Annotated in this window: 24 protein-coding genes and 1 other RNA gene; 20 read left to right on the top strand and 5 right to left on the bottom strand. The window is 63.7% G+C overall.

Annotated features, from left to right (window positions below; translation table 11 throughout):
- Nucleotides 1–16: 16 nt before the first annotated feature.
- The 8 genes from glyA to AC07P1_RS18740 all read left to right on the top strand — a co-directional run bounded on the left by glyA (nt 17) and on the right by AC07P1_RS18740 (nt 7,225).
- Nucleotides 17–1,264 (top strand): serine hydroxymethyltransferase, encoded by a 1,248-nt coding sequence (gene glyA / locus AC07P1_RS18775; protein WP_363505314.1) that lies wholly within the window; start codon nt 17–19, stop codon nt 1,262–1,264.
- Between the two features lie 83 nt (nt 1,265–1,347).
- A complete protein-coding gene (gene nrdR, locus AC07P1_RS18770) occupies nt 1,348–1,818 on the top strand; it encodes a transcriptional regulator NrdR (protein ID WP_209720521.1) in 471 nt (156 codons plus the stop codon).
- Between the two features lie 104 nt (nt 1,819–1,922).
- On the top strand, nt 1,923–2,498 hold the full coding sequence (gene pilV, locus AC07P1_RS18765) for a type IV pilus modification protein PilV (protein ID WP_494697234.1): 576 nt from the start codon (nt 1,923–1,925) through the stop codon (nt 2,496–2,498).
- Complete coding sequence (locus tag AC07P1_RS18760) at nt 2,495–3,445, top strand: PilW family protein (RefSeq protein ID WP_494697233.1); 951 nt, start codon at nt 2,495–2,497, stop codon at nt 3,443–3,445. Before pilV ends, AC07P1_RS18760 begins: the two co-directional genes overlap by 4 nt.
- A 28-nt stretch (nt 3,446–3,473) precedes the next feature.
- Entirely contained in the window at nt 3,474–3,980 is a 507-nt protein-coding gene (locus AC07P1_RS18755; RefSeq protein WP_494697232.1) for a pilus assembly PilX family protein, read from the top strand.
- Between the two features lie 127 nt (nt 3,981–4,107).
- Complete coding sequence (locus AC07P1_RS18750; RefSeq protein WP_494697231.1) at nt 4,108–6,210, top strand: pilus assembly protein; 2,103 nt, start codon at nt 4,108–4,110, stop codon at nt 6,208–6,210.
- On the top strand, nt 6,207–6,662 hold the full coding sequence (locus AC07P1_RS18745; RefSeq protein WP_494697230.1) for a type IV pilin protein: 456 nt from the start codon (nt 6,207–6,209) through the stop codon (nt 6,660–6,662). Before AC07P1_RS18750 ends, AC07P1_RS18745 begins: the two co-directional genes overlap by 4 nt.
- 11 nt (nt 6,663–6,673) lie before the next feature.
- Nucleotides 6,674–7,225 (top strand): GspH/FimT family protein, encoded by a 552-nt coding sequence (locus AC07P1_RS18740; protein ID WP_494697229.1) that lies wholly within the window; start codon nt 6,674–6,676, stop codon nt 7,223–7,225.
- 176 nt (nt 7,226–7,401) lie between these two features.
- Here the strand turns inward: AC07P1_RS18740 and AC07P1_RS18735 are convergent, their stop codons facing one another.
- A complete protein-coding gene (locus tag AC07P1_RS18735) occupies nt 7,402–7,530 on the bottom strand; it encodes a hypothetical protein (protein ID WP_494697228.1) in 129 nt (42 codons plus the stop codon).
- Nucleotides 7,531–7,701: 171 nt separating this feature from the next.
- On the opposite strand from AC07P1_RS18735, the gene ribD reads away from it, so the two are divergent.
- Both ribD and AC07P1_RS18725 read left to right on the top strand, forming a co-directional pair.
- Complete coding sequence (gene ribD / locus AC07P1_RS18730; protein ID WP_494697227.1) at nt 7,702–8,799, top strand: bifunctional diaminohydroxyphosphoribosylaminopyrimidine deaminase/5-amino-6-(5-phosphoribosylamino)uracil reductase RibD; 1,098 nt, start codon at nt 7,702–7,704, stop codon at nt 8,797–8,799.
- 12 nt (nt 8,800–8,811) lie between these two features.
- Nucleotides 8,812–9,450: a riboflavin synthase gene (locus tag AC07P1_RS18725; protein ID WP_494697226.1), complete on the top strand. Its 639-nt coding sequence runs from the start codon at nt 8,812–8,814 to the stop codon at nt 9,448–9,450.
- 13 nt (nt 9,451–9,463) lie between these two features.
- Here the strand turns inward: AC07P1_RS18725 and AC07P1_RS18720 are convergent, their stop codons facing one another.
- Nucleotides 9,464–10,255, bottom strand: coding sequence for a transporter (locus tag AC07P1_RS18720; RefSeq protein ID WP_494697225.1), 792 nt, complete (start codon nt 10,253–10,255; stop codon nt 9,464–9,466).
- A gap of 208 nt (nt 10,256–10,463) precedes the next feature.
- Between AC07P1_RS18720 and ribBA the strand changes: the two genes are divergently transcribed.
- From ribBA to AC07P1_RS18700, 4 genes are all read left to right on the top strand, one after another.
- Nucleotides 10,464–11,573: a bifunctional 3,4-dihydroxy-2-butanone-4-phosphate synthase/GTP cyclohydrolase II gene (gene ribBA, locus AC07P1_RS18715; protein WP_494697224.1), complete on the top strand. Its 1,110-nt coding sequence runs from the start codon at nt 10,464–10,466 to the stop codon at nt 11,571–11,573.
- A gap of 26 nt (nt 11,574–11,599) precedes the next feature.
- Nucleotides 11,600–12,088 (top strand): 6,7-dimethyl-8-ribityllumazine synthase, encoded by a 489-nt coding sequence (gene ribH, locus AC07P1_RS18710; protein WP_315221061.1) that lies wholly within the window; start codon nt 11,600–11,602, stop codon nt 12,086–12,088.
- 171 nt (nt 12,089–12,259) lie between these two features.
- Entirely contained in the window at nt 12,260–12,730 is a 471-nt protein-coding gene (nusB, locus tag AC07P1_RS18705; RefSeq protein ID WP_090327247.1) for a transcription antitermination factor NusB, read from the top strand.
- A gap of 200 nt (nt 12,731–12,930) precedes the next feature.
- The gene (locus tag AC07P1_RS18700; protein WP_494697223.1) at nt 12,931–13,527 is read left to right on the top strand and encodes a hypothetical protein; all 597 of its coding nucleotides are present in this window, start codon (nt 12,931–12,933) and stop codon (nt 13,525–13,527) included.
- A 115-nt stretch (nt 13,528–13,642) separates the two neighbouring features.
- On the opposite strand, the gene AC07P1_RS18695 is transcribed toward AC07P1_RS18700, so the two are convergent.
- Entirely contained in the window at nt 13,643–14,575 is a 933-nt protein-coding gene (locus tag AC07P1_RS18695; RefSeq protein ID WP_494697222.1) for a transglycosylase SLT domain-containing protein, read from the bottom strand.
- A gap of 483 nt (nt 14,576–15,058) precedes the next feature.
- On the opposite strand from AC07P1_RS18695, the gene ubiD reads away from it, so the two are divergent.
- Nucleotides 15,059–16,543 carry a 4-hydroxy-3-polyprenylbenzoate decarboxylase gene (ubiD, locus tag AC07P1_RS18690; RefSeq protein ID WP_494697221.1) on the top strand — a complete coding sequence of 495 codons (1,485 nt, stop codon included), beginning with the start codon at nt 15,059–15,061 and terminating at the stop codon, nt 16,541–16,543.
- A gap of 15 nt (nt 16,544–16,558) precedes the next feature.
- Nucleotides 16,559–16,657: signal recognition particle sRNA small type (ffs, locus tag AC07P1_RS18685), an RNA gene on the top strand.
- Nucleotides 16,658–16,732: 75 nt separating this feature from the next.
- On the opposite strand, the gene AC07P1_RS18680 is transcribed toward ffs, so the two are convergent.
- Nucleotides 16,733–17,389 carry a hypothetical protein gene (locus AC07P1_RS18680; RefSeq protein ID WP_494697220.1) on the bottom strand — a complete coding sequence of 219 codons (657 nt, stop codon included), beginning with the start codon at nt 17,387–17,389 and terminating at the stop codon, nt 16,733–16,735.
- Between the two features lie 137 nt (nt 17,390–17,526).
- On the opposite strand from AC07P1_RS18680, the gene dnaX reads away from it, so the two are divergent.
- The 4 genes from dnaX to AC07P1_RS18660 are packed head-to-tail and all read left to right on the top strand — an operon-like array spanning nt 17,527 to nt 22,260.
- The gene (dnaX, locus tag AC07P1_RS18675) at nt 17,527–20,070 is read left to right on the top strand and encodes a DNA polymerase III subunit gamma/tau (RefSeq protein ID WP_494697219.1); all 2,544 of its coding nucleotides are present in this window, start codon (nt 17,527–17,529) and stop codon (nt 20,068–20,070) included.
- A gap of 37 nt (nt 20,071–20,107) precedes the next feature.
- Nucleotides 20,108–20,434, top strand: a complete 327-nt coding sequence (locus AC07P1_RS18670) for a YbaB/EbfC family nucleoid-associated protein (protein WP_363507643.1) — start codon at nt 20,108–20,110, stop codon at nt 20,432–20,434.
- A gap of 21 nt (nt 20,435–20,455) precedes the next feature.
- Nucleotides 20,456–21,046 carry a recombination mediator RecR gene (gene recR / locus AC07P1_RS18665; protein WP_494697218.1) on the top strand — a complete coding sequence of 197 codons (591 nt, stop codon included), beginning with the start codon at nt 20,456–20,458 and terminating at the stop codon, nt 21,044–21,046.
- Entirely contained in the window at nt 21,043–22,260 is a 1,218-nt protein-coding gene (locus AC07P1_RS18660) for a CaiB/BaiF CoA transferase family protein (RefSeq protein WP_494697217.1), read from the top strand. The genes recR and AC07P1_RS18660 overlap by 4 nt, the downstream gene beginning before the upstream one ends.
- 166 nt (nt 22,261–22,426) lie before the next feature.
- Here the strand turns inward: AC07P1_RS18660 and AC07P1_RS18655 are convergent, their stop codons facing one another.
- Nucleotides 22,427–24,577 (bottom strand): putative bifunctional diguanylate cyclase/phosphodiesterase, encoded by a 2,151-nt coding sequence (locus tag AC07P1_RS18655; protein WP_494697216.1) that lies wholly within the window; start codon nt 24,575–24,577, stop codon nt 22,427–22,429.
- Nucleotide 24,578 lies beyond the last annotated feature (1 nt).

The following is a 24,578-nucleotide window of genomic DNA, read 5'->3' as shown; positions in this document are numbered from 1 at the left end:
TCGATTGGAGTTTTTCATGTTCGCAAAAGATCACACCCTCGCCAGCGTTGACCCGGAATTGTTCGGCGCCATCCAAAAAGAAAACACCCGCCAGCACGACCACATCGAGCTGATCGCGTCGGAGAACTACACCTCGCCGGCCGTGATGGAAGCGCAAGGCTCGCAGCTGACCAATAAATACGCCGAAGGCTATCCAGGCAAGCGCTACTACGGCGGCTGCGAATACGTCGACGTCGTCGAGCAACTGGCGATCGACCGCGTCAAGCAACTGTTCGGCGCGGAAGCGGCCAACGTGCAGCCCAACTCCGGTTCGCAGGCCAACCAAGGCGTGTTCTTCGCCGTGCTGAAGCCGGGCGACACCATCATGGGCATGTCGCTGGCCGAAGGCGGCCACCTGACCCACGGCATGCCGCTGAACATGTCCGGCAAATGGTTCAACGTCGTTTCGTACGGCCTGACCCCGGAAGAGGACATCGACTACGCCGCCATGGAGGCGCTGGCCAAGGAACACAAGCCTAAGCTGATCATCGCCGGCGCGTCGGCCTTCTCCAAGAAAATCGACTTCGAGCGCTTCGCCGCCGTGGCCAAGGCCGTTGGCGCCTACTTCATGGTCGACATGGCGCACTACGCCGGCCTGATCGCCGCCGGCCTGTACCCGAACCCGGTGCCGCACGCCGACTTCGTCACCTCGACCACGCATAAATCGCTGCGCGGCCCGCGCGGCGGCATCATCCTGATGAAGGCCGAGCACGAGAAGATCATCAATTCGGCCATCTTCCCAGGCATCCAGGGCGGTCCGCTGATGCACGTGATCGCCGGCAAGGCCGTCGCCTTCAAGGAAGCGCTGACGCCTGAGTTCAAGGCCTACCAGCAACAAGTGGTCAAGAACGCCGACGTGCTGGCCAAGACCCTGATCAAGCGCGGCCTGCGCATCGTGTCCGGCGGCACCGAGTCGCACGTGATGCTGGTGGACCTGCGTCCGAAGAACCTGACCGGCAAGGAAGCGGAAGCGATCCTGGGCACGGCGCACATCACCACCAACAAGAACGGCATCCCGAACGATCCGCAGAAGCCATTCGTGACTTCCGGCATCCGTCTGGGCAGCCCGGCGATGACCACGCGCGGTTTCAAGGAAGCGGAAGCGGAAGAAGTCGGCAACCTGATCGCCGACGTGCTGGACAATCCGCACGACGCCGCCACCATCGAGCGCGTCAAAGCGGCGGTGAAGGTGCTGGCCGATAAATATCCGGTCTACGCCAAGTAATTTGCTTTATAAGTAGTAATGCGGGACGCCGGTTTGGCTGGCGTCCCGTTAAGTAGTTCAATGCAGTTTTGCCCATGGCTCATATGAAATGTCCGTTCTGTCAGCACGACGATACCCAGGTTCTCGATACGCGTGTATCCGAGGAAGGGGATTCCATACGCCGGCGCCGACGTTGCGGCAAATGCGATAAACGATTTACCACGTATGAGCGCATCGAGCTGGTCATGCCATACGTGGTCAAGAAGAACGGCAGCCGCACCGAGTATTCGGCCGCCAAGTTGCGCGGCAGCCTGACCCTGGCCCTGCGCAAGCGCCCCGTGGCGGCGCCCGCCGTTGACGCGGCCGTTTTGTCGATCGAGGAAAAATTGCTTACCAGCGGCAAGCGCGAAGTCGACACCGGCTACATCGGCGAGCTGGTGATGCAGGAGTTGCAGCGCCTCGACAAGATCGCGTATATCCGCTTCGCATCGGTCTACAAAAACTTCGAAGACCTGGCCGAGTTCCAGGACGCCATCGCCGAAGTCGGACAGGACCGCAAGCCGCGCAAAAGCTAGCATCCTGCTAGCGCACACTTGATCCATCTCATACCTCGGCCATTGGCCGCTGCTACCGTCTAGCTGTTGGACTGTAAGGTCCCTGTTGACTTGCGGAGGTGTGCATGCCCACGGCCCGTGCTGTTGCCGGCTTTACCCTGGTCGAAGTGATGATCGCCGTGCTCGTGCTCGCGTTGGGCATCGTCGGCGGTGTGTCGATGCAACTGGCGGCGCTGCGCGCCCGGCATCAATCGACCTTGCTGGCGCAGGCGTCGTGGTTGGCCGTCGGCATGGCCGAACGCATGCGCGCCAATCCCGAACAGATGCGGCTGCCCGATGGCGCCAACCTCTATCTCACCCTCGATTACGACGTGCTGGCCGAGCCCAACCCGCCGGCGCCGTCGGCGCTGTGCTATGGCGGCGATTGCGATGGCGCCCAGCTGGCCGCGTTCGATCTGTATGAAATGAAGGCGCTGATGCGCGAGAATCTGCCGGCGGGCCGCGCCGTGGTCTGTCGTGACGCCGGCTTGTGGTCTGGCGGCAAGCTGCGCTGGGCGTGCAGTGGCGGCGCCGGCGCGCCTTTGGTGATCAAGGTCGGCTGGCGCGGCAAGAATCCTAACGGCACGCCACGTAAGGACGAGTCCGGCGAGTACGTGCCAGGGGTTGCGCTTCCCTTGGCTTTGACCGTGGGGGCGCCATGACGCGGGCGCGCCAGCAGGGCTGGACCATCATCGAACTGGTCATCGCCACCGGCCTGGGCCTGGTACTGACCTTGCTGGCCAGTGGATTGTTGCTGGCGACCAGCGGCAGCTACCGCAACCACAGCGAGAACATTTGGATCGACGATGGCGGCCGCTACGCGCTGGAGATTATTTCGCAAGCAATACGGCAGGGCGCTTATGTCAACTGGGACAGCAAGGAAGCGCCGGCCGAACTGGCAGCGCACGAACCGGCGGCCATCGCCGGGCTCGACGCCAGCAGCATCAGCAAGGCCAGCGACGGTATCTCCGGCGTGGCGCCGGACGTGGCCAACGGCAGCGACGTGCTGGCGTTGCGCTTCTCCGGTTATGGCGAGGGCGCGAATGGCGACGGCTCCAGCCTCAACTGCGCCGGCTTCGGCGTGGGCGCGCCATCGGCCGTGATCGAACGTGGCTGGAGCATTTTTTATGTCGCCGCCGACGCCGACGGCACGCCGGAATTGCGCTGCAAGTACCGCAGCGCGGCGGGCTGGGGCGCGGACGCGATCGTGCGCGGCGTCGATTCCTTTCAGGTGCTGTACGGACTCGACAGCGACGAGCCGGCCGACGGCATTCCCAATACTTTCGTCAACGCGACCGCAATCAATGGCATGGACGCGGGGCTGGCGCTGGTGGGCGCCACGCCGGAGGAACTTCAGCGCGATTTGCATCGCAAGACCAACTGGAAGCGGGTCTGCACCGTGAAGCTCGCGTTGCTTTTGCATGGCGAGAACAACACGCGGGCCGATACGGTGGTGCGCCGGTTCGATCTGTTCGGGCCGGCGTATTCCGAAGGCCATGGCGGCGACCTGGGTGTGCGGATCGGGGAGGGAGTATTCCCCGAGTCGCAGCGATGGCGGGCGCGGCGGGTGTTCGGGATGACGGTCGCGCTGCGCAACAGGAGCGGTTGATATGCCGGCGCGCGTAAGGGGTCGCAACGTGCAGCGGCAAGAGCGCGGCGTGGCGTTGCTGGTGTGCTTGCTCATGCTGATCTTGGTGATGTTGCTGGGCGTGTCGGCGGCGCAGCTGAGTTTGCAGGGCGAGAAGGCCGCGCGTGGCGAGCGCGATCGGGAAGTGGCGTTTCAGGCGGCGGAGGATGCGTTGGCGGATGCGGAACGGGACATCCAGGCGGGCGGCGGCGACGTCGTCGATCCGGCCTGCGGCGAGGCGCCGGTGTGGCAGCGGGTCGACCTGTCCGGCACCGTGGACAGCGGCTGCACGGTCGCGTACGGCGCGGCGACGGGGGCGGCGATGCAGACTGGGCAAGGCTTTGCGCCGTTTAAGAAGCCGCGTTACCTGATCGAGCGCGCCGAGTGCCACCATCCGGGAGAGGATGCGTCGGCCGCCGCCACGCCCAGCTATTGCTATCGGGTGACGGCGATCGGCTTCGGCGCGAAACCGGCGACAGAGGTGGTGTTGCAAAGCGTGTTCAGCAAGCCTGAGTAACAGAAAGCGGGCACGACACCCAGGAAAACAGACACGAGACCGAAACTGCGTCTAAACCACGTAGGGCGGATTAGCGAAGCGTAATCCGCCAAGCGCCGTCGACGGCCACAGCTGAGAGGGAGGACGTATGCAACTCAAATACTTGACGATTCCGGCTGCGATAATAGTCTCCACCGTCGTCACCGCCGCGCCCCCAACGCTCGACGTGGCCAGCGAACCGTTGACGGCCGCGTGCCGAGCCGGCGCCGTTAAGATCGACGGCTCCTCGTTGCTGCGCGTGGCACCGCCCCCGGCAAGTGCCAGCGCCGGCGACCTCTTTCAAGCGAGTATCGACATAGCCGACTGGGGCGGACATTTTTCCCGCTACGTCCTGCCTTCCGGCGGCGCGGGATTTTCGTCAACGCCGACGGCGATGTGGGACGCCGGTGCGCTGCTCACAGGCGACGGTGTGCGTCCGCCATCGCCGGCTCCGGCCGCACGCAAAATCTTCACGGCCATCGTGCAGCCGGACGGTGCGCTGGCGATGATTCCGTTTGAATGGAGCGCCCTGTCGGCCGGGCAGCGGCAGCAACTGGACCAGGCGCAGCCCCCTGCCACAGGCGCCGACGGCTTGGGCGAGCAACGCCTGGCCTTCCTGCGCGGCGATCGCACGCAAGAGGGCACGCTCTTCCGCACGCGCAGCAGCATGCTGGGCGATTCCATCAACAGCACGCCGGTGTATGTCGGGCCGGCTCCCGGCACGACATCCGGCACGCGGCCGAATGTCATCTACGTTGGCGCCAATGACGGCATGCTGCATGCCTTTAACGTCGCCGATGGCAGCGAACTTTTCGCCTATGTGCCGAACGCGTTGATGGCCTCTTTGCATCGCTTGACCAGCGCCGACTATGTTCACCAGGCATATGTCGATGGGCCGGCCAGCGCCGGCGAGGTGGTGATATCAGGTGTCGGCAAGACGGTCCTGGTCTCCGGCATGGGCGGCGGCGCGCAAGGCGTCTTCGCGCTGGACGTCACCGACCCGCTGCGGTTCGCCGAAGGCGGCGTGCTGTGGGAGTTCACCGACCGCGACGACGCCATGATGGGCAATGTCACCACGCGGCCTCAGATTGCCAAGCTGCGCACGCGTATGGTCGCGGGCGTGCCGCTCTACAAACATTTTGCGGTCGTCGCGAGCGGCTTGAACAACTACGCGGCGGACGGCAACGCCAGCCCGACGGGCAAGGGCGCCTTATTCCTGTTGGCGCTCGACAAGCCACGCGGCGCGGCATGGCGGCTTAACCTTAACTACTATCGGCTCATGACACCGATCTCCGATGCCGCTTTGGCTAACGCCCTCAACGCGCCGGTGCTGGTGGCCGACCGCACAGGCGCGCTGCGCTATGGCTACGCCGGAGATTTGCAGGGCAACCTTTGGCGCTTCGATTTCGGCGGTGGCGCGCCTTGGGCCGGTGCTGTAGGTCCAGGTGCGGGCGACACACCGTTGTTTGTCGCCCGCGACGACAGCGGCAGGCGTCAGTCGATCACCCAGCAGCCCTCGCTGGCGTACGCCGACGGCGGCGGCTATCTAGTCTTGTTCGGGACCGGAAAGTTGATCGAAAAGGCCGACCGGGCTCCGGCCAATTTCGCACAGCAATCCTATTACGCGATCCGCGACAGTCTGCGTGATCCCGCCGAGGTCATCACCAGCCGCAGCCAGCTGACCCAGCGCGTACTGAGCGGCGACGCGAGTGCGCCGCCGCTCAGCGTACACGGAGCCAAAATGGAATTCGATAGCATGGGCTGGTATGTCGATTTCTTGCAAGCGGAGACAACGGGCGAGCGCAGCATCGATAGCGGCGTGCTGGCCGGCGGCGAGGTGTTTTTCAATACACTGCTACCGGGCACCGATCCCTGCGATAAATCCCGCAGCCGCACTTACGCGTTTAACGTGCTCACCGGTCTGGCCAGGGATGGTGCCGTTGCAAGGCTGCCGCCGCCATCCACCGGGCAGCCGATCGTCGGGCAGATATCGGAGGATTACAGGTCGACGCCGTCCCTATTGCCCGTCACGTCCAGCAGGACGCCGCGCGATCCGACCGGCCGCACGCGTCTGCTCAAGGAGCTGGCCGTTGCCAACGTCACTCCGCAGGGCAGCGTGGTCGTTGGCCGCGTCAAACTGCAACTGCGCGCCGGTCGCCTAAGTTGGCGCGAGGTGGGCAACTGGCGTCAACTGCACGAGGCCGTCAAATGAGCCGCCGCGCGCATATGGGCTTCAGCATGATTGAAATGCTGATCGTGATGGTGATCCTGGCCGTGCTGGCCTCTGCCGCCATGCCTGCCTGGCAGCAGCATGTGATCAGCACCCGCCGCAACGAGGCGCAGGCGATGCTGCTGAAGTTGATGCTGCAGCAGGAGCGCTATTTCACGCAGCACGGCACCTATCTCGCGTTCTCCTCCGGCTCGACAGGTTACGAGGAACGCCAGTTTCAATGGTGGAGCGGCAGCCGCGCGCCGGACAGCGGCTACGAGATCGAAGGCAAGGCCTGCGACGACGAACCGATCGAGCAGTGCGTGCAACTGGTCGCCACGGCCGGCACCGGCATGGTGGATTCGGACTATCGCGACGACGAATGCCGCGAAATGACGCTCACCAGCATCGGCGAACGGCTGTCGAAAGGCACGCTCACCGAGTGCTGGCGATGAGCGGGGCGGCCATGGAACGGAACAGCGCCGGAGTGTCGCTGGTGGAATTGCTGGTGGTGCTGGTGCTGGCCGGCATACTGCTCGGCGCCGCCGCGTCCGCCTATCAAGACGTGATGCGGCGGCAGCAATTGCGAGTCGCCGTCAACGATCTGGTCGCGGCCATCGACCTGACCCGCTCGCATGCGATCGCGCGCGGCGGCCCGGTCATGCTGGGCCCGCTGGAAGCGAGTGGCACGGATTGGGCCACGGGCTGGGTGGTGTTCGTCGACGGCAACGGCAACCGCCGGCCGGATGCAGGCGAGCAGCGCCTCTTCCAGCATGGCCCGCTACCGGACGGGATGACGGTCGCCTCCGCCTTCTCATCCGGTGGAACGCCGCGCTACCTCGCCTACAACGGCGCGGGACGCAGTTGCAATGCCAGTAATAGCCTATCAGCGCGCTGGGGTACGTTGTCGCTTTCGCGCGGCGACGATGTGCGCAACATCAAAATCAATATGCTGGGCCGACTACGCGTGTGTAATCCCGCTATTGATAGCGCCACCTGCAGCGGTATCAACAATTGAGGATGCGTCCGCGAAAAAGTTATCCGCACTGCCGTGATGTTTAACGCATCCCGGCGCGTCTCGCATCGAGATCTTCGCGCATTTTCTTGATGAGCGCGGCGGTCTCCTCGGAATGTTTTTTGACCTCGGCTTAAGCGGCGGCCGTATTCTTGCCGGATTCAAAAGACGCCACCATATTAGACAGCACCGCGGGCGGAGGTGATTGCTTCCGCGATCACGCGCTCGATGGACGCAACCCTGGCATCCATCCTTGTTTCGATGGTTTCCAGTTTTGCATTAAATTCTTCTCTGGTGGGACCGTTCATCGCGATTTGGCTGAAGTGCATTGATGGACAATACAGCCATTATGGAATAGGGGTTGACCCGCGTCGAAGGGCAGGGGGGCGGTATGTGGTTGCGCCAGCACCGCGATTTCCGTTTGCTTATAATGGCGAAGTCCGCAATTGTCGCGGGCGGAGTCAACGACTAAGGACAATGTGAACATCAGCAACGATCTCGAAGGCATGACCCTGGCCCTGGAATGGGCCGCGAAGGGGCTGTACACGACCTCGCCCAATCCGCACATCGGCTGCGTGATCGTGCGCGACGGGCAGGTCATCGGCGCGGGCGTGACGCAGCAAGCCGGCGGCGACCATGCGGAAATCCAGGCGCTCAAGGATGCGCAGGCGCGCGGCCACGACGTGCGTGGCGCCACCGCCTACGTCACCCTGGAGCCGTGCAACCACTTCGGCCGCACGCCGCCGTGCTCGGACGCGCTGGTGCGCGCCGGCCTCGGCCGCGTGGTCGCGGCGATGGAAGACCCGAATCCGCTGGTCGCCGGCCAGGGCTTGGCGAAGTTGCGCGCCGCCGGCATCGAGACCAGCACCGGCCTGCTGGCCGAGCAAGCTTATGAATTAAATATCGGTTTTTTCTCGCGGATGACGCGCGGCCTGCCGTGGGTGCGCATGAAGAGCGCCGCCAGCCTGGACGGCATGACGGCGCTGCACAACGGCGTGAGCCAGTGGATCACGGGGCCGGAGGCGCGCGCCGACGGCCATGCTTGGCGCGCGCGCGCCTGCGCCATTCTGACCGGCATCGGCACCGTCAAGGCCGACGATCCGCAACTGACGGTGCGGGCGGTCGAGACGCCGCGCCAGCCGCGCCGCATCGTGGTCGACAGCAAGCTCGATATCAGCCTGTCCGCCAGGATACTGGAGGGCGGCGGCACCTGGATCGTGGCGGCGGTCGCCAATCCGGAGAAGGAGGCGGCGTTGCGCGCCGCCGGCGCCGACGTCATCATGCTGCCCAACGCCGCCGGCAAGGTGGACTTGGCGGAACTGATGCGCGAGCTGGGCCGCCGGCAGATCAATGAATTGCACGTCGAGGCGGGCGGCAAGCTCAATGGCTCGCTGATCCGCGAGGGCTGCGTCGACGAGCTCCTGCTGTACCTGGCGCCGAGCCTGATCGGCGACGCGCAGGGCATGTTCGCGTTGCCGGCGCTGACCGACCTGTCGCTCCAGCAGCGCCTGAAATTTCACGAGGTTAAGCAGATCGGCGAAGATTTGCGTATCCTTGCACGATTCACCCATCCTTAAGATTGCACTCACATGTTTACTGGAATCGTCGCCGCTGTCGGCAAAATTGAATCGGTCAAACCTTTGGAAGGCGGCTCGTTCGCGGGCGTGCGCCTGAACGTCAACGCGGGCGGCTTGCCGCTGGCCGATGTCGCGCTGGGCGATTCGATCGCCCTCAACGGCGCCTGCATGACCGTGATCGAAAAGGATGACACCAGCTTCAGCGTCGACGTCTCGCGCGAAAGCCTCAATTGCACCGTCGGCCTCGACACCCTGACCGAAGTGAACCTGGAAAAGGCCGTGACGCTGAACGAGCGCCTCGGCGGCCATCTGGTGACCGGGCACGTCGACGGCCTCGGCGTGGTGCGCAAGTTCGAGGCGGTGGGCGAGTCGTGGGAGCTGGTCGTTGAAGCCCCGCACCACTTGGCCAAGTTCCTCGCCTTCAAGGGCTCGATCGTCGTCAACGGCGTGTCGCTGACCGTCAACCGCGTCACCGACATCGGCACCGGCGCCGATCTGGTGTGCCAGTTCTCGATCAACCTGATCCCGCACACCATCGCCGTGACGACCCTGAAGCACCTGAGCGTTGGCAAGCAGGTCAACCTGGAAATCGACCTGATCGCCCGTTATGTCGAGCGCATGGTGTCGATCGGCGCGGCGACCATGCCCTAAGTCGTTAATGCCGCTACCAGAGCTTTGCCAGCGGCAGCACGATCCCACTGAACAGCGACCAATCCGGAGAGGCTGAAGTCAGCCCCTTGGCGATACCCCAGTCGATGGTGAGGCGCTTGGTCGGGCTGTAGGTGGCGGCCGCCAGCAACTGGGCCGTATTGGCCTGGCCGCTGCGGCGCGTGCCCGACAGTTCCGTGGTCACGCCCCATTTTTCCGATATGGGAGCGGAGAACGAGGCCGACCATCCCTTCTGAATCCGTCCACTATCTGCCTCATAGGCCCCCAGCCGTGTCGCGTTTAGATTGGCGTCCATGTGAACGACGCCCATGTCCTGGCTGTAGATGCCGTTGAGGACGTAATCGCTGCGGCCGCTGCCTATGCTGTCTTTGGCGGTCGGCAATTTCACACCCAGCTCGAGGCCAAGTGCGGTGCTTTCGTCGATGGGGAAGGCGCGCTTGAGTTCCAATGTCGTATCGCCGATGCCGCGCTGGCGCGGATCGCCGTCCGTGCGCGAGGATACATAGGCTTCGCCGCCGACCACTACGCCCCATTGCTCGTTGAACCCCAGTTTGAAGGTGTACGGCAAGCTCGCGCGCCGGTCGTTGTCCGTTTTGGTGCTCAGGCCGCCGAGCTCGAATTCCAGCTGGCCGGGCGCTGGCAACTGCGCGGGACTCGAGACCGACGGCCGGTAGGGTGTGATCGGCGGCCCGTCCTGGGCGTGCAGCGGGACGGTCATGGCGCCCATTGCGAGCGAAATGAGCAGTTTCGCCGCCGGAAGCAGGTTTTGTCGCGATATTTGCCCCATCCGAAAGTCTCCAGGTTGATTTTGATTTCGTTCTGATTGTAAATCGTCCGGACAGGCAGCCCCCTTACCAGTGGGTAATGTTTTCAATATGTAAAGCTCGACTGGCGGAAAGTCATCTTTTGCCGGATAAAAGCGGCTGTTTACGGTAGGGAAGGCGTAAATCCTTTAAAATAGCGGCCTGTTCTCGCATAGTTCCCAAGGATTAAAAATGTCAATTTCCAGCACCGAAGAAATCGTCGCCGAATTGCGCGCTGGCCGCATGGTGATCCTGGTCGATGAAGAAGACCGGGAAAACGAAGGTGACCTGGTGCTCGCGGCGGATTTCGTCACGCCGGAAGCCATCAATTTCATGGTCAAGCACGCGCGCGGCCTGGTCTGCCTGACCCTGACCGAAGAGCGCTGCGACCAGTTGAACCTGTCGATGATGTCGACCCGCAACGGCACCGCCTTCGGCACCAACTTCACCGTCTCGATCGAGGCGGCCGAAGGCGTGACCACCGGCATCTCGGCCGCCGACCGCGCCAAGACCATTCAGGTGGCCGTGGCCAAGGATACGCTGCCGACGGACATCGTCCAGCCGGGCCACATCTTCCCGCTGAAGGCGCAAAAGGGCGGCGTGCTGATGCGCGCCGGCCATACCGAAGCCGGTTGCGACCTGACCGCGATGGCGGGCCTCACCCCGGCCTCGGTGATCTGCGAGATCATGAAGGACGACGGCACGATGGCGCGCCTGCCGGACCTGCTGGAATTTGCCAAGGAACATAATCTGAAGATCGGCACCATCGCCGACCTGATTCACTACCGCAGCCGCAACGAGTCGCTGGTCGAGCAGATCGGCGAGCGCCAACTGAAGACGGCGCAGGGCGAGTTCCGCATGATCGCCTACCGCGACAAGCCGAGCGGCTCGGCCCACCTGGCGCTGATCCACGGCCAGATCGAAAAGAACAAGGAAACTCTGGTGCGCGTGCACCAGCCGGTCTCTATCCTCGACATCCTCGAGTCGGAGGCGACCACCCACTCGTGGAACCTGTCGTCGTCGCTGGCGGCGGTCAAGGCCGCCGATAGCGGCGTGATCGTGCTGCTCAACTGCGAGGAGACGGCCGACCAGTTCTTCTCCCAGTTCCAGGCGCTCGACAAGCCGGAGACCAAACCGAAAGGCCGCGCGGCCAGCATGGACCTGCGCAGCTACGGTATCGGCGCGCAAATTTTGAAGGAAGTCGGCGTCTGCAAGATGCAGCTGCTGGCCAGCCCGCGCAAGATGCCGTCGATGACAGGCTTCGATCTTGAAGTGACCGGCTACCTGGCCAAACCGAACTAACAACACACATATTAAAGAGGTCCATCATGACGGTAGGAAGCTACGAAACCAATTTGTCCGGCGACGGTTTGCGCGTCGGCATCGTTCAGGCGCGTTTTAACGAGGACGTCTGCCACGGCTTGCTGTCCGCCTGCCTGGCCGAACTGAAGCGCCTGGGCGTGGCCGACGAGGACGTGCTGCATGTGGCCGTTCCCGGCGCGCTGGAAGTGCCGCTGGTGCTGCAGAAGATGGCGGAGTCGCAGCAGTTCGACGCGTTGATCGCGCTGGGCGCGGTCATCCGCGGCGAGACCTACCACTTCGAACTGGTCTCGAACGAGTCGGGCGCCGGCATCACCCGTATCGGCCTCGATTATGGTATCCCTATCGCCAACGCGATTTTGACCACCGAGAACGACGAGCAGGCGGAAGCGCGCATGGCCGTCAAAGGCGCCGATGCCGCCCGCGTGGCCGTCGAGATGGCCAACCTGACCATCGCGCTCGAAGAGTTGAGCCAGGACCAGGGCGACGACGAGTAAATTCAGCGCCACGATGCGCGTAAACTACGGAAGCACGTAGGGCGGATTAGCGTAGCGTAATCCGCCAAGCTCCGCCTGCGGCCCAAGCATGGCCAGCGGGCGGCGCAACAGGAAAGTATTTTTGAAATAGCACCAAGTAATTAAAGTAAGTAATTAGAAACGGGTACAACCATGACAGATAAAATTTTGCACGCCAACCCTAGCAAGAGTCGCACGCCGCGTCACCGCGCACGCGAGTTCGCGTTGCAGGGTTTATATCAGTGGCTGCTGAACAATGAAGACGCCGCCACCGTGGTGAACAACATCCGTGGCGCGCACGGCTTCGACAAGGCCGACGGCGACCACTTCACCGTGCTGCTGTACGGCGCGATCAAGGATTCGGTGGCGTTGCGCGAGACGTTCGCGCCGCTGGTCGACCGCGGCATCTCCGAACTGTCCCCGATCGAGCACGCGGTGCTGCTGATCGGCGCGTTCGAACTGAAGAACAACTTGGAAATCCCTTACCGCGTCGTCATCAACGAAGCGGTGGAATTGACCAAGTCGTTCGGCGGTATCGACGGCCACAAATACGTCAACGGCGTGCTCGACAAGCTGGCCGCGCGCCTGCGTCCGGACGAAGTGGCGGCCGACAAGAAGCGTTAAGCCGCTTCCGGTATCGTCAAAAGCCACCCGAGGTATCTTGCGGTGGCTTTTTTTATATCGGCGTTGACCTTGCTCAGCGTGCACCCCAGAATTAATTGATATTCGACTAATTTTGAGGCCGCATTATCGAACTTTATCCTGCCCAAGGCCCGCAGGCCTGGCGACGACGCGGCTGGCTGGCGCTGATCGGCGGCGCGCACTTGCTGGCGTTCGTCGCGTGGCAGGCGCCTGAGCGGCCTCTGGCGGCTTCCATGACGCCGCACGCCGCCATCACTTATATACTCGCGCCGATCAAACGGCTGCAGCCGGATGCGCCAACGCCGCCCAAGGTCGCCGCGCGAAAGCCATCCCAGCCTGTCACAGCGCGGTTGGAGGTCACGGCGCCCGTGGAACCCGCACCGGTCGCTGCGACACAGCCGCAGGCGATCACCCAAACCATGCCGCCGCCGGATCCGTTCGCCGAGCCGGCCGCCAAGCCGGCCGAGGACTTGCGGCAACGCGCGCTGAAAAGCGCCGCTCTGGTTGACAAGCAATTGCGCAAGGAAGCCTGGAATCCGCGCGACAAGAAGATCGCCAACGACACGACTGTGTTGGCCGCCAGGATAGGCGGCGCCTACGTGGGCAACGACAGCGGCACGACGATGGAGGACGTGAAGATGGCGGACGGCCGCGTGATGACCAAGGTGCGCACGCCAGGCGGCGGCACTTACTGCGCTTATAAGGAAACCAATGCCGTCACCGGTGGCCGCGATCCCTTCAGCGACGGCATCCGAACCAAGGTGACCAGCTGCCCATGAGCCGCCGACGGAGCCTGGCCGATTACGCTGCGCTAATCCGCCCTACGAAAACCACAAACAAAAAGGCCGTTCAGTCTGCACTGAACGGCCTTTTTCGCGGCGCCCTCTATATATATTAGAGGCCGGCGATTTGCGTGTCGTGGTTCGCGCTTGGCGCGGCCGCGATCGGCGCGGTTTGCTGTTGCGGCTGTTGTTGCGGTTGTGGCTTGGCGGCCGCCAGCATCGGCGTGATCGTTGGCACTTTCTTGCCTGCCGAAACCTGCTTCAGACGATTGTATTCCGCCATCACTTTCGAACCGTAGCCGTCGTCGTGTTCGAACGCTGCGGCGCCGACGTAGATTTTCAGGCCCGCTTCGACCGAACCGCCGCGCTTGACGTAATCCTTGAGGATCAGCGAGCCGACGCGGATATTGGCGACCGGATTGAGCGCCGCTTGCAGACCGCCCATTTCCTGGAACTTGTCGTGGTGGATCTTCGACATGACCTGCATCAGGCCCTGCGCGCCGACCGGGCTTTCCGCGAACGGATTGAGGCCGGATTCGATCGCCATCACAGCCAGGATCAGCAGCGGATCAAGTTTGATCTCGCGGGCCGTCAGGTAGGCGGTGGAAACGAGCATGTTGGCGGCGTCGCCCGCCACGCGGTAGCGCTTGGACAGCCACGAGGTGACCCATTGTTGCTGCTTCTGCGTACCCATCAGGGCTTTTTCGTCGGCGCTCAGCGGTGCGTCCGTGGCGTTGGCCACGGTGCCGGCTGGAGCGGGGGCGGGAGTTTGCATCAGGGCCGACAGCGGCGGCGCCACGACGGCGGCGACGGCTGGGACTTCTGGAGCCGGGTTCAGGCTGTCGCTCAAGGCTTTGGCCAGGTCCGGACGAACAAAAAATACTGCCATGACAACTAAAGCGGTCACACCAAGAATGGTCAAAGTGTGCTGGGCGGTGGTCAACACACCCTTTGCCGATACGCGGGTCGTCAAAAACGACGCCGCTGGCCGGCCGGCCAGGTAAGTGCGGGCCGCAGCCGACGCACTAGTGAAGCGATTAATCATAGAGTTCCCCTGAAATGCCGTAAAAGCGGGTCCCTGCCAGCGTTGAACGCAGCTAACCGGGTGCTAATGCCATGCATCAGAAATATCATCGTCCGTCGCCGCTATGGGTGCGCGCGTTGGACGCCGTCATTGCTTGCCTGAGCTGATCTTTCCCTGTGGTATTCGATCAGTCGCAATACAACTTCTTTCGGGGGTAAGGCAGACGCCTTTTGAAAACACTCCTTAAAATGTCATGTGGAGCCCCGACTCCGTGAATGAATGAGCAACAACAACATGTGCTTCCATGTGGTCCTGAGACCGTGTTCTCTTCAAGTAGGGCAAATTGTAGAAGCCGTTTTATATCAAGTCAATACTAACGCAAATGAAAGCTATAACTTTTAAGTCTTACTTTTTTGCTTGTGTTCGCTGGAAAACCAATAAAATCAACTACTTGACCTGTATTTTTAAACAGTAGGCTTCACCGTAAGAAAAAATTAAAAAACGATGAAATATTCAGATTTGCGAGATTTTATTTCTCAGTTGCAACGAATGGACGAACTTAGGCCCATTTTATTGCCCGTTTCGCCGCATTTAGAGATGACCGAGGTATCCGACCGCACATTGCGGGCCGGAGGACCGGCATTGCTGTTCAAAAATCCGACCGGCCACAACATGCCGGTCTTGACCAATTTGTTCGGCACGCCGCGGCGCGTCGCGCTCGGTATGGGCGCCGAGGATGTCGGCGAACTGCGCAAAATCGGCCACGTGCTGGCCCGCTTGAAAGAGCCGGAGCCGCCGAAGGATTTCAAGGACTTGCTGGGCCTGGGCTCGTTGGTGAAGGCCGTCTGGGATATGGCGCCCAAGGAATTGCGCGGCGCGCCGTGCCACGACATCGTGTGGGAGGGCGCCGATGTCGATTTGGCCAAACTGCCGATTCAACATTGCTGGCCGGGCGATATCGCGCCGTTGATCACCTGGGGTTTGGTGATCACCAAGGGACCTAATAAGAAGCGCCAGAATCTGGGCATCTACCGTCAGCAGGTGCTCGGGCCCAATAAGGTCATCATGCGCTGGCTGGCGCATCGCGGCGGCGCGCTCGATTTCCGCGAGCACGCCATACAGAACAAGGGCAAGCCTTATCCGATCTGCGTCGCGCTGGGCGCCGATCCCGCTACTATATTAGGCGCGGTGACGCCGGTGCCCGACAGCTTGTCGGAATACCAGTTCGCCGGCCTGCTGCGCGGCAGCCGCACCGAGCTGGTCAAGGCCATCGGCAGCGAGCTGCGGGTGCCGGCATCGGCCGAGATCGTGCTCGAGGGTCATATCTATCCGGACGAGAACCACCCGTCCGGCTACGAGCACGCGCTGGAGGGGCCTTACGGCGACCACACCGGCTACTATAACGAGCAGGATTCCTTTCCGGTGTTTACGATCGACCGCATCACGATGCGCCGCGATCCGATCTACCACTCTACTTATACAGGCAAGCCGCCGGACGAGCCGGCCGTGCTGGGCCTGGCGCTGAACGAGGTGTTCATCCCGTTGCTGCAAAAACAGTTCACCGAGATCACCGATTTCTATCTGCCGCCGGAGGGTTGCAGCTACCGCATGGCGGTGGTGCAGATCAAGAAACAGTACGCCGGCCATGCCAAGCGTGTGATGTTCGGCGTGTGGAGCTTCCTGCGCCAGTTTATGTATACCAAGTTCATCGTGGTGGTGGACGAGGACGTGAACGTGCGCGACTGGAAGGAAGTGATCTGGGCGATCACCACCCGCGTCGATCCGACCCGCGACACCACCCTGGTCGACAACACGCCGATCGATTACCTGGACTTCGCCTCGCCGGTGAGTGGCCTGGGCAGCAAGATGGGCATCGACGCGACCAACAAGTGGCCCGGTGAAACGACCCGCGAGTGGGGCACGACGATCACCATGACACCCGCGGTGAAAACGCGTGTCGATCAGATTTGGCAGGAGTTGGGCCTGTAGGGTATAATTGATCCCGGCGGGCCCCTGCGCATTGTGGCACGGCTAACCTGGTCAGGTCGGGAACGAAGCAGCCACGGCTGTTAACCATAAGTGCCGCAGATCAGGCTCGCCTCCTTCGGGAATCCTTCGGGAATATTAAAAAGCTGCCATCAGGCAGCTTTTTTTATGTCCACCGAACTTGCGGCCGGCTTAGTCGCCCCGCAGTTCCGCCTCGAACGGCCGCTCCGACGCGACGATCATCGGGTTGGCCTTCATCAAGTCCGATTCCGGCTTCACTGCGATCTCGTGTTTCGCGTTGGTGTTGTAGACCTTGGCGCCCACCTTCAGCTGCGCCGGCTTGTCGAACTTGAACAGCACCACATCCACGCTCGGGGCGAACATGCTCATCGCGCCGGCCATCTTCTTGATGGCGTTGTTCATTTGCCCGACGCTGCCCATCACGGAGGCGTACGACCATTGCAGGCCTTCCGGCAGCGGCGTCACGGCTTCGTAGTTGACGGCCGTCTTGTCTTCCTTCGGCAGGTTGGTCATGATCTTGACGTCGTCCTTCATCCATTTCGGATTGGGCGCGCCGATCGCCAGCCGGAAGTCCGGCGTGAGCGCGGGCAGGGGCGTGCGCTCGCTGCCGTTGACCACGGTGAGCACGACGTCGGACGGTTTGTAGGTTTTGTTGACCGGCTGTACCTTTATAAACAGGTTGACCCGGTCGCGTTCGGCGGGCGGCAGCGCGTAGAATCGGTCCAGACGCAGGCCTTCGACCAGTTTTTTGTAGGGCGTCCATTCACGCTCGGCGGCGTGCAGGTTCAGGGACAACATCAACAGGGAGAGCAGGGCGATTTTTTTCATTTTTCACAGGTTGAAGCAAAAACAAATTGTAGGGCAGAATTGTTGCCGTACCTATTATCGCGCCGAGTTGTTACAATTGCCGCTTTGGCGCGCCCAACGCGGCCCCTTTGCTCCTGCTATCTACGGTAAAATCCAGCATGTCCTATCAAGTCCTCGCCCGTAAATACCGCCCCAAGAACTTCGAAACGCTCGTCGGCCAGGAGCACGTCGTGCGCGCGCTCACGCACGCCCTGCACAGCGGACGGCTGCACCACGCCTACCTGTTCACCGGCACGCGGGGTGTCGGCAAGACCACCTTGTCGCGCATCCTGGCCAAGTCGCTCAATTGCGTCGGCCCGGACGGCAACGGCGGCATCACGCCGACCCCGTGCGGCGTGTGCGAGGCATGCACCGCGATCGACGCGGGCCGCTTTGTCGATTACATCGAGATGGATGCGGCGTCGAACCGGGGCGTGGACGAGATGGCGCAGCTGCTGGAGCAGGCGGTGTACGCGCCGAGCAATGCGCGCTTCAAGGTCTATATGATCGATGAGGTGCACATGCTGACCAACCACGCCTTCAACTCGATGCTGAAGACGCTGGAAGAACCGCCCGAGCACGTCAAGTTCATCCTGGCGACGACCGATCCGCAAAAGATTCCCGTGACGGTGCTGTCGCGCTGTCTGCAATTTAACTTGAAGCAGATGCCGCCGGGCCACATCATCGGCCATTTGGAAAACATTCTGGGGCAGGAGGGCATCGCCTTCGAGCAGCCGGCCTTGCGCCTGCTGGCCGCCGGCGCCCACGGTTCGATGCGCGATGCGCTGTCGCTGACCGACCAGGCCATCGCCTATGCGGCCGGCGAAGTGACGCTCGACGCGGTGCAGGGCATGCTCGGCGCGCTGGACCAGTCTTATCTGATCCGCCTGCTGGACGCGCTGGCCGCGCAGGATGGCGCCGACCTGCTGGCCGTGGCCGACGAGATGGCCACGCGCAGCCTGTCGTACAATGGCGCGCTGCAGGATCTGGGCACGTTGCTGCACCGGATCGCGCTGGCGCAGACGGTGCCGGCCGCGCTGCCGGAGGATTTGCCGGAGTACGCCGATGTCGTGCGCCTCGCCGCCGCGTTCGATGCGGAAGAGGTGCAACTGTATTACCAGATCGCCGTGCATGGCCGCAATGAACTGGGCCTGGCGCCGGATGAATACGCCGGTTTCTCGATGACCTTGTTGCGCATGCTGGCCTTTCGGCCCGGCGTAGGCGGGGCCGAGGGACAACCGGCGGGCGCGCCGGCGATGTCGCGTCCTGCCGCCGTGGCAGCCGCGCGCGCCGCCGCCGCGCCGCCGGCGCGCGCGGCCTCGCATGTGCAGGCCAACCACGCCAGCATGACACCGCCCGCGGTGGTCGCCGGCGCCGCCGCCGCGATGGCGCGCGGCGAGATGCAGCCGCCTGCAACCGCGCCTGCAATGGCTCCCGCGCCTGTCGCGCCGGCAAGTCCGCCGGCCAGCATGGCGCCGTCACCGACCATGGCGCCAGCGGCGCCTGTGCCGGCCCCGGCGCCAGTGGCCGCGCCTGCCGCGCTAGCCCCCGCACCAACGCCACAGGCCGCCGCGCCTGCCGCGCCGTCGGGACCGATCAGTCCCGCCCGCGCGGCCCTGAATGCCGCGCTGGAAGCAGCGCGCGCCGGCTCCAAGCCGGGCGCGCGCGCCTATGGCGGCGGACCAGCCCCATCGGCGCCAGCGCCAGCCGCTGCCGAGCCGGCCCCAACGCCGGCGATGGCCGCGCCATCGCAGCCCCAGGCGCCGAGCGCCGCCTACACGCCGCCGGGGGCCTCCGCAAATTTTAATGCCGCGCAGGCCGCCGCACCGTCGCGTCCTGCGCCATGGGAAGATATGCCGCCTAACGCGGCCTCGGGTGGCGACGCCGCTGTGCTGGAAGCGCCGGTGCGTCAGGCCGTGCAGCCGGTTCAGCCGGCGGCACCTGCGGCCGCGCCGCAATACGCCGCGCCCGCCGCACAGCCTGCCCAACAGCAGGCCGGCGACGAGGACGACCTGCCGCCGTGGGTCACCGAATTTTCCGACGACAGCGCGGTAGCGCAATCGTCGCCGGCGCCGCAAGGCTACGCGCCGGCCGCGCAAAGCCAGTCGTACGCGCCGTCGCACAGCCCGTCGCCGGCACCTGCGGCCAACGCCGTTGGCGATGGCGTGCAAGCGTTCGTCGCGCCGGCCCGCGCCGCGCCGGCGCCCGCCAAGGCGCCTTACGCCTACGTCATCACCCCGGTGCCGGAGCTGGGCTGGGATGGCAACTGGCCGGCCGTCGCCGCCGCGCTGCCGTTGCGCGGCGTCGCCCAGCAATTGGCGATGCAGGCCGAGCTGATCGAATGCGTTTTCGACGGCAACGCCGTCGTCTTCAAGGTCCGCGTGCCGATCGAAACCTGGCGCACGCAGGGCAACGTTGAAAAACTGACCGTGGCATTGACCGAGCGTTTCGGCCGCGCCGTGCGCGTCGACACCGAGCTGGGCGCCGTCTGGTACACCGCCAGCGCCGAGGCGCAGGCGCACCGCGCGGCTTGCCAGCGGGCCGCCGAAGAGACCATCGCCAACGATCCCTTTGTGAACAGCATGATCCGCGAGTTCGACGCCTGGGTGGTGCCGGGCTCCATCGTGCCGCCGGCCGCCGCGCTGGCCCCAGCGCCGAACTGATCACATCCTTACCATTTCAAACACGGAGAACTCCATCATGATGAAGAACCAACTGGCAGGCTTGATGAAGCAAGCGCAAGCAATGCAGGACAACATGAAGAAGGCGCAGGAAGCGCTGGCCCTGATCGAGGTCGAAGGCCAGTCCGGCGCCGGCCTGGTCAAGGTCGTCATGAGCTGCAAGAACGACGTCAAGCGCGTGTCGATCGACCCGTCGCTGCTGGCCGACGACAAGGACATGCTGGAAGACCTGGTCGCCGCCGCCTTCAACGACGCCGTGCGCAAGGCCGAGGCGACCTCCGCCGAGAAGCTGGGCGGCCTGACCTCCGGCATGAATCTGCCGGCCGGCTTCAAGATGCCGTTCTAAGGAAGGCTTCGGTCCGGGCACATGTCCAAGTCGCTGGAATTTCTGACGGAAGCGTTGCGCCGTCTGCCCGGCGTCGGCCCCAAGTCGGCGCAACGGATGGCGTTCCACTTGCTGCAGCATGACCGCGAAGGCGCGGACATGCTGTCGCGCGCGTTGCACCAGGCCGTCAGCGCCGTGCACCACTGCGCGCTGTGCAATACCTTCACCGAGGAAGAGGTCTGCGACATGTGCACCGACGAGCAGCGCGATCGCCGTCTGCTGTGCGTGGTCGAGACGCCGGCCGACCAGTTGATGATCGAGCAGACGCTGACCTACAAGGGCTTGTACTTTGTCCTGATGGGGCGGCTCTCGCCACTCGACGGCATCGGCCCGAAGGATATTCATCTGGAAAAGCTGGTGGCGCGCGCCGCCGACGGGCTGGTCACCGAAGTGGTGCTGGCCACCAATTTCACCAACGAGGGCGAGGCCACCGCGCACTACATCAGCGAGCTGCTGAAGGCGCGCGGGCTGAACGTCAGCCGTCTGGCGCGTGGCGTGCCGGTCGGCGGCGAGCTCGAATACGTCGACGCCGGCACCATCGCTCGCGCGATGCTGGACCGCAGGGCGACATGACAGATCCCAAATCTTCCGGCCCGCTGGCGGGCATCAAAGTGCTGGAGCTGGGCACGCTCATCGCCGGGCCGTTCTGCGCGCGCATGCTGGCCGAGTTCGGCGCCGAGGTGATCAAGATCGAATCTCCCGATGGCGGCGACCCGATCCGCAGATGGCGGGTGCTGAAGGACGGCACGTCGCTGTGGTGGTCGGTGCAGTCGCGCAACAAGAAATCGTTGACGCTCAATATGAAGAGCGAGCGTGGCCGCGCCATCGCCCGCCAACTGGCGCTGGAAGCGGACATCATCGTCGAAAACTACCGTCCCGGCGTGCTGGAAAAATGGGACATCGGCTACGAGCAATTGAAGGCGCTCAATCCTGCCACCATCATGGTGCGGCTGTCCGGCTTCGGCCAGACCGGGCCGATGAAGGACTTGCCGGGCTTCGGCGCGATCGGCGAATCGATGGGCGGCTTGCGCTATGTGTCCGGTCACGCGGACCGGCCGCCGGTGCGCGTCGGCGTGTCGATCGGCGACTCGGTCGCGGCGCTGCACGGCGTCATCGGCGCGATGATGGCGCTGCGGCACCGCGACGCCACCGGCGGCAGGCTTGAAGGCGAAGGGCAGATGGTCGATGTGGCGCTGTATGAGTCCGTCTTTAATCTGATGGAGTCGCTGGTGCCCGAGTTCGATCACGCGGGCGTGGTGCGCGAGCGTACCGGTGGGGCGTTGCCGGGGATCGTGCCGTCGAATACCTACACGACAAAAGATGGCGAGAACATCGTCATCGCTGGCAATGGCGACGCGATCTTCAAGCGGCTGATGCTGGCCATGGGACGCTTCGACCTGGCCGGGGATGCGCAGCTGGAGCGCAACGACGGACGCGTGCAACGCACGCAGGAAATCGACGACGCGATACAGGCGTGGTGCGATACGCAGGATATCGACAGCGCGCTGACGGTGTTGAAGGCGGCGGATGTGCCGGCCGGTAAAATTTATTCGGTGCGGGACATGATGGTCGATCCGCAGTTTTTGGCGCGGGAGATGTTCGAACAGCACCAGTTTGCGGACGGCACGCCGGTCAAGTTGCCGGCGATTTCGCCGAAGCTGTCGGCCACGCCGGGCCGCACGCAGTGGATCGGTCCGGCGTTGGGGCAGCATAACCACGAGGTGTTGCGGTCGCTGGGATATAGCGATGACGAGATCGGCGCGATGAAGCGCGACGGGGTGCTATAAGCGGTTGAGGCGATATATGCGCATCCACGGAGACACGTAGGGCGGATTAGGCGAAGCCGTAATCCGCCATCGATGAGCCGCCGACGGAGCATGCATGGCGGATTACGCTACGCTAATCCGCCCTACGTGTTTCCTCGTTGTTTTCAGGTCCGTGGCGGCCGACAGTTTATAACGGCGCCGCCAGCGCACACTGGTTGCTCAGCATGATCGTGATCGATTCCGGCGGCGACGGGTGGCCCAGGTAATAGCCCTGCACCATGTCGCAGCCATATTCCTCCAGCAACACCAGCTGCGCGTCGGTTTCCACGCCCTCGGCCACCACCTCCATCTTGAGCCCGTGAGCCATCGCGATGATGGCGCGCGTGATCGCCGCGTTCTCCGAATCCTGCGGCAACCCACAGATGAAACTCTTGTCGATCTTGAGCGCCCGCACATCGAAGCGCTTGAGATAATTCATCGACGAATAGCCCGTGCCGAAGTCGTCTATCGACAGGTACACGCCGATCGCGCGCAACTGTTCCAACGTGACCATCGTGGCGCGGGCGTCGTCCATCAGCGTGCCCTCGGTCAGCTCCAGTTCCAGCAGCTCCGCCGGCAGGCCCGTGTCGTCCAGCGCCGACATCACGATCTGCGTCAAATTCTCGTCCTTGAACTGCTTGGCCGACAGGTTGACCGCCACCCGTAGCGGCTGTTTGCCCACCGACTGCCACGCCATGGCCTGCTGGCAGGCCGTGCGCAGCACCCATTCGCCGATCGGGACGATCAGGCCGGTCTCCTCGGCCAGTGGAATGAACTCGGTGGGCGAGATCACGCCGCGCTCCGGATGGCGCCAGCGCACCAGCGCCTCGACGCCGACGATCTGCGCGCTGGCGACGTCGATCTGCGGCTGGTACAGCAGATACAACTCGTCGTTCCGCAAAGCCTTGCGCAGGCCGACCTCGAGCTTGACGTGGCTCATGATCTGCATCGTCAGCGAGGAGCTGTACAGCTTGGCGTTGTTCTTGCCGCAGTTCTTGGCGTGGTACATCGCCGTGTCCGCGTACTTGAGCAGGGAGTTGCAATCCTCGCCGTCCTCCGGATACAACGAGATGCCGATGCTGGCCGTGACGAAGATTTCGTGGGCGTCGATCAGGAACGGGCGCCGCATCGCTTCCTTGACCCGGTGCGCGACGTTGAGCGCGTTTTCCACCCGCTCCAGGTCGGGAATCAGGATGGTGAACTCGTCGCCGCCCAGCCTCGCCAGGTTGTTGCCGCCCACTTCCGTGCGCGAGACCAGGTCGCTCGGCCGCGTGGTTTCGCGCAGGCGTTCGGACACGGCCATCAGCAAATGGTCGCCGACGTCGTGGCCCAGGGTGTCGTTGATGCGCTTGAAGGCATCCAGGTCCATGAACAGCACGGCGAATTTCTTGTTGCCCTTGCGCGAGCGAATCAGCTCGGCTTCCAGGGTTTCCAGGAATGCTTGGCGGTTCGGGATGCCGGTCAGGCTGTCGCAGTAGGCCAGGCGGCGGATCTGTTCCTCGGTGCGCTTGCGCTCGCTGATGTCGCGCACCAGGCCCAGCACCTCGTCGGGCCCCGTCGCCACCAGGCGCGCCTCGAAATGCCGCACCGGCAATGGCACCGCGTGCTCGCCTTGGCGCACGCGCGGGGCCGGGCCGGGGATCGGCAGTTCGTAGTCGAGCGAGCGGATGTGCTGGGTGTCGAGCACCGTGCGCACCTCTTCCAGCATGTGCCGGGCGATTTCCTCCGGCAGCACCTGGTCCAGGTGGCGGCCGACGCAGTTGTCGCTGGAGAACACGCTGCTCGCCTCGTGGCCTTGCTCGTAGTCCAGATAGAAGCCGTCCTTGTTCATGCGGAAGAAGGTGTCCGGGATCGCCGCCAGCACGGCGCGGTGGTGGGCGTCGGCGATGCGCAGGCGGGTGATGGCGTCGCTGGCGCGCAGCACGTAGAGCACGCGGTGGCCGAGGATGGGCCAGTTGATCGGCTTGGAGACGAAATCGGTGGCGCCGGCCTCGTAGGCCTTGGTGACCGATTCGAGCTCGTCGCCGCCGGTGACCATGATGATGGGCACGACCGCATGCGTTTCCAGCCGGCGGATTTCACGGCACACGGAAAAGCCGTCCATGCCGGGCATTTCGACGTCGAGCAACACCAGGTCCGGCGCCATGTTCTGGTAGCAGGCCAGCGCCTGCACGCCGTCCTCGGCCTCGATGGCGTCGAGGCCGACCTGGGCCAGCATTTCCAGCATCAGCAGGCGCATCACGGGATCGTCGTCGGCGACCAGCACCAGACCGCGCTTGGGGGAGAAGGGCGTTGCCATG

Source organism: Duganella sp. GW821-FHT07F09 (assembly GCF_059418705.1).
The sequence above is the reverse complement of the archived record's forward strand: the minus strand, read 5'-3'. Positions and strand labels throughout refer to the sequence as shown.

Excerpts from the sequence above, each read along its gene's own strand:
- glyA (WP_363505314.1), top strand. The coding sequence starts at position 17 with ATGTTCGCAAAAGATCACACCCTCGCCAGCGTTGACCCGGAATTGTTC.
- AC07P1_RS18720 (WP_494697225.1), bottom strand. The coding sequence starts at position 10,255 with ATGGGGCAAATATCGCGACAAAACCTGCTTCCGGCGGCGAAACTGCTC.
- ribH (WP_315221061.1), top strand. The coding sequence starts at position 11,600 with ATGACGGTAGGAAGCTACGAAACCAATTTGTCCGGCGACGGTTTGCGC.
- AC07P1_RS18670 (WP_363507643.1), top strand. The coding sequence starts at position 20,108 with ATGATGAAGAACCAACTGGCAGGCTTGATGAAGCAAGCGCAAGCAATG.
- nusB (WP_090327247.1), top strand. The coding sequence starts at position 12,260 with ATGACAGATAAAATTTTGCACGCCAACCCTAGCAAGAGTCGCACGCCG.
- recR (WP_494697218.1), top strand. The coding sequence starts at position 20,456 with ATGTCCAAGTCGCTGGAATTTCTGACGGAAGCGTTGCGCCGTCTGCCC.
- AC07P1_RS18695 (WP_494697222.1), bottom strand. The coding sequence starts at position 14,575 with ATGATTAATCGCTTCACTAGTGCGTCGGCTGCGGCCCGCACTTACCTG.
- AC07P1_RS18740 (WP_494697229.1), top strand. The coding sequence starts at position 6,674 with ATGGAACGGAACAGCGCCGGAGTGTCGCTGGTGGAATTGCTGGTGGTG.
- ribBA (WP_494697224.1), top strand. The coding sequence starts at position 10,464 with ATGTCAATTTCCAGCACCGAAGAAATCGTCGCCGAATTGCGCGCTGGC.
- AC07P1_RS18655 (WP_494697216.1), bottom strand. The coding sequence starts at position 24,577 with ATGGCAACGCCCTTCTCCCCCAAGCGCGGTCTGGTGCTGGTCGCCGAC.
- AC07P1_RS18660 (WP_494697217.1), top strand. The coding sequence starts at position 21,043 with ATGACAGATCCCAAATCTTCCGGCCCGCTGGCGGGCATCAAAGTGCTG.
- AC07P1_RS18745 (WP_494697230.1), top strand. The coding sequence starts at position 6,207 with ATGAGCCGCCGCGCGCATATGGGCTTCAGCATGATTGAAATGCTGATC.
- AC07P1_RS18760 (WP_494697233.1), top strand. The coding sequence starts at position 2,495 with ATGACGCGGGCGCGCCAGCAGGGCTGGACCATCATCGAACTGGTCATC.
- AC07P1_RS18725 (WP_494697226.1), top strand. The coding sequence starts at position 8,812 with ATGTTTACTGGAATCGTCGCCGCTGTCGGCAAAATTGAATCGGTCAAA.
- ubiD (WP_494697221.1), top strand. The coding sequence starts at position 15,059 with ATGAAATATTCAGATTTGCGAGATTTTATTTCTCAGTTGCAACGAATG.
- pilV (WP_494697234.1), top strand. The coding sequence starts at position 1,923 with ATGCCCACGGCCCGTGCTGTTGCCGGCTTTACCCTGGTCGAAGTGATG.
- AC07P1_RS18750 (WP_494697231.1), top strand. The coding sequence starts at position 4,108 with ATGCAACTCAAATACTTGACGATTCCGGCTGCGATAATAGTCTCCACC.
- AC07P1_RS18735 (WP_494697228.1), bottom strand. The coding sequence starts at position 7,530 with ATGAACGGTCCCACCAGAGAAGAATTTAATGCAAAACTGGAAACCATC.
- dnaX (WP_494697219.1), top strand. The coding sequence starts at position 17,527 with ATGTCCTATCAAGTCCTCGCCCGTAAATACCGCCCCAAGAACTTCGAA.
- nrdR (WP_209720521.1), top strand. The coding sequence starts at position 1,348 with ATGAAATGTCCGTTCTGTCAGCACGACGATACCCAGGTTCTCGATACG.
- AC07P1_RS18680 (WP_494697220.1), bottom strand. The coding sequence starts at position 17,389 with ATGAAAAAAATCGCCCTGCTCTCCCTGTTGATGTTGTCCCTGAACCTG.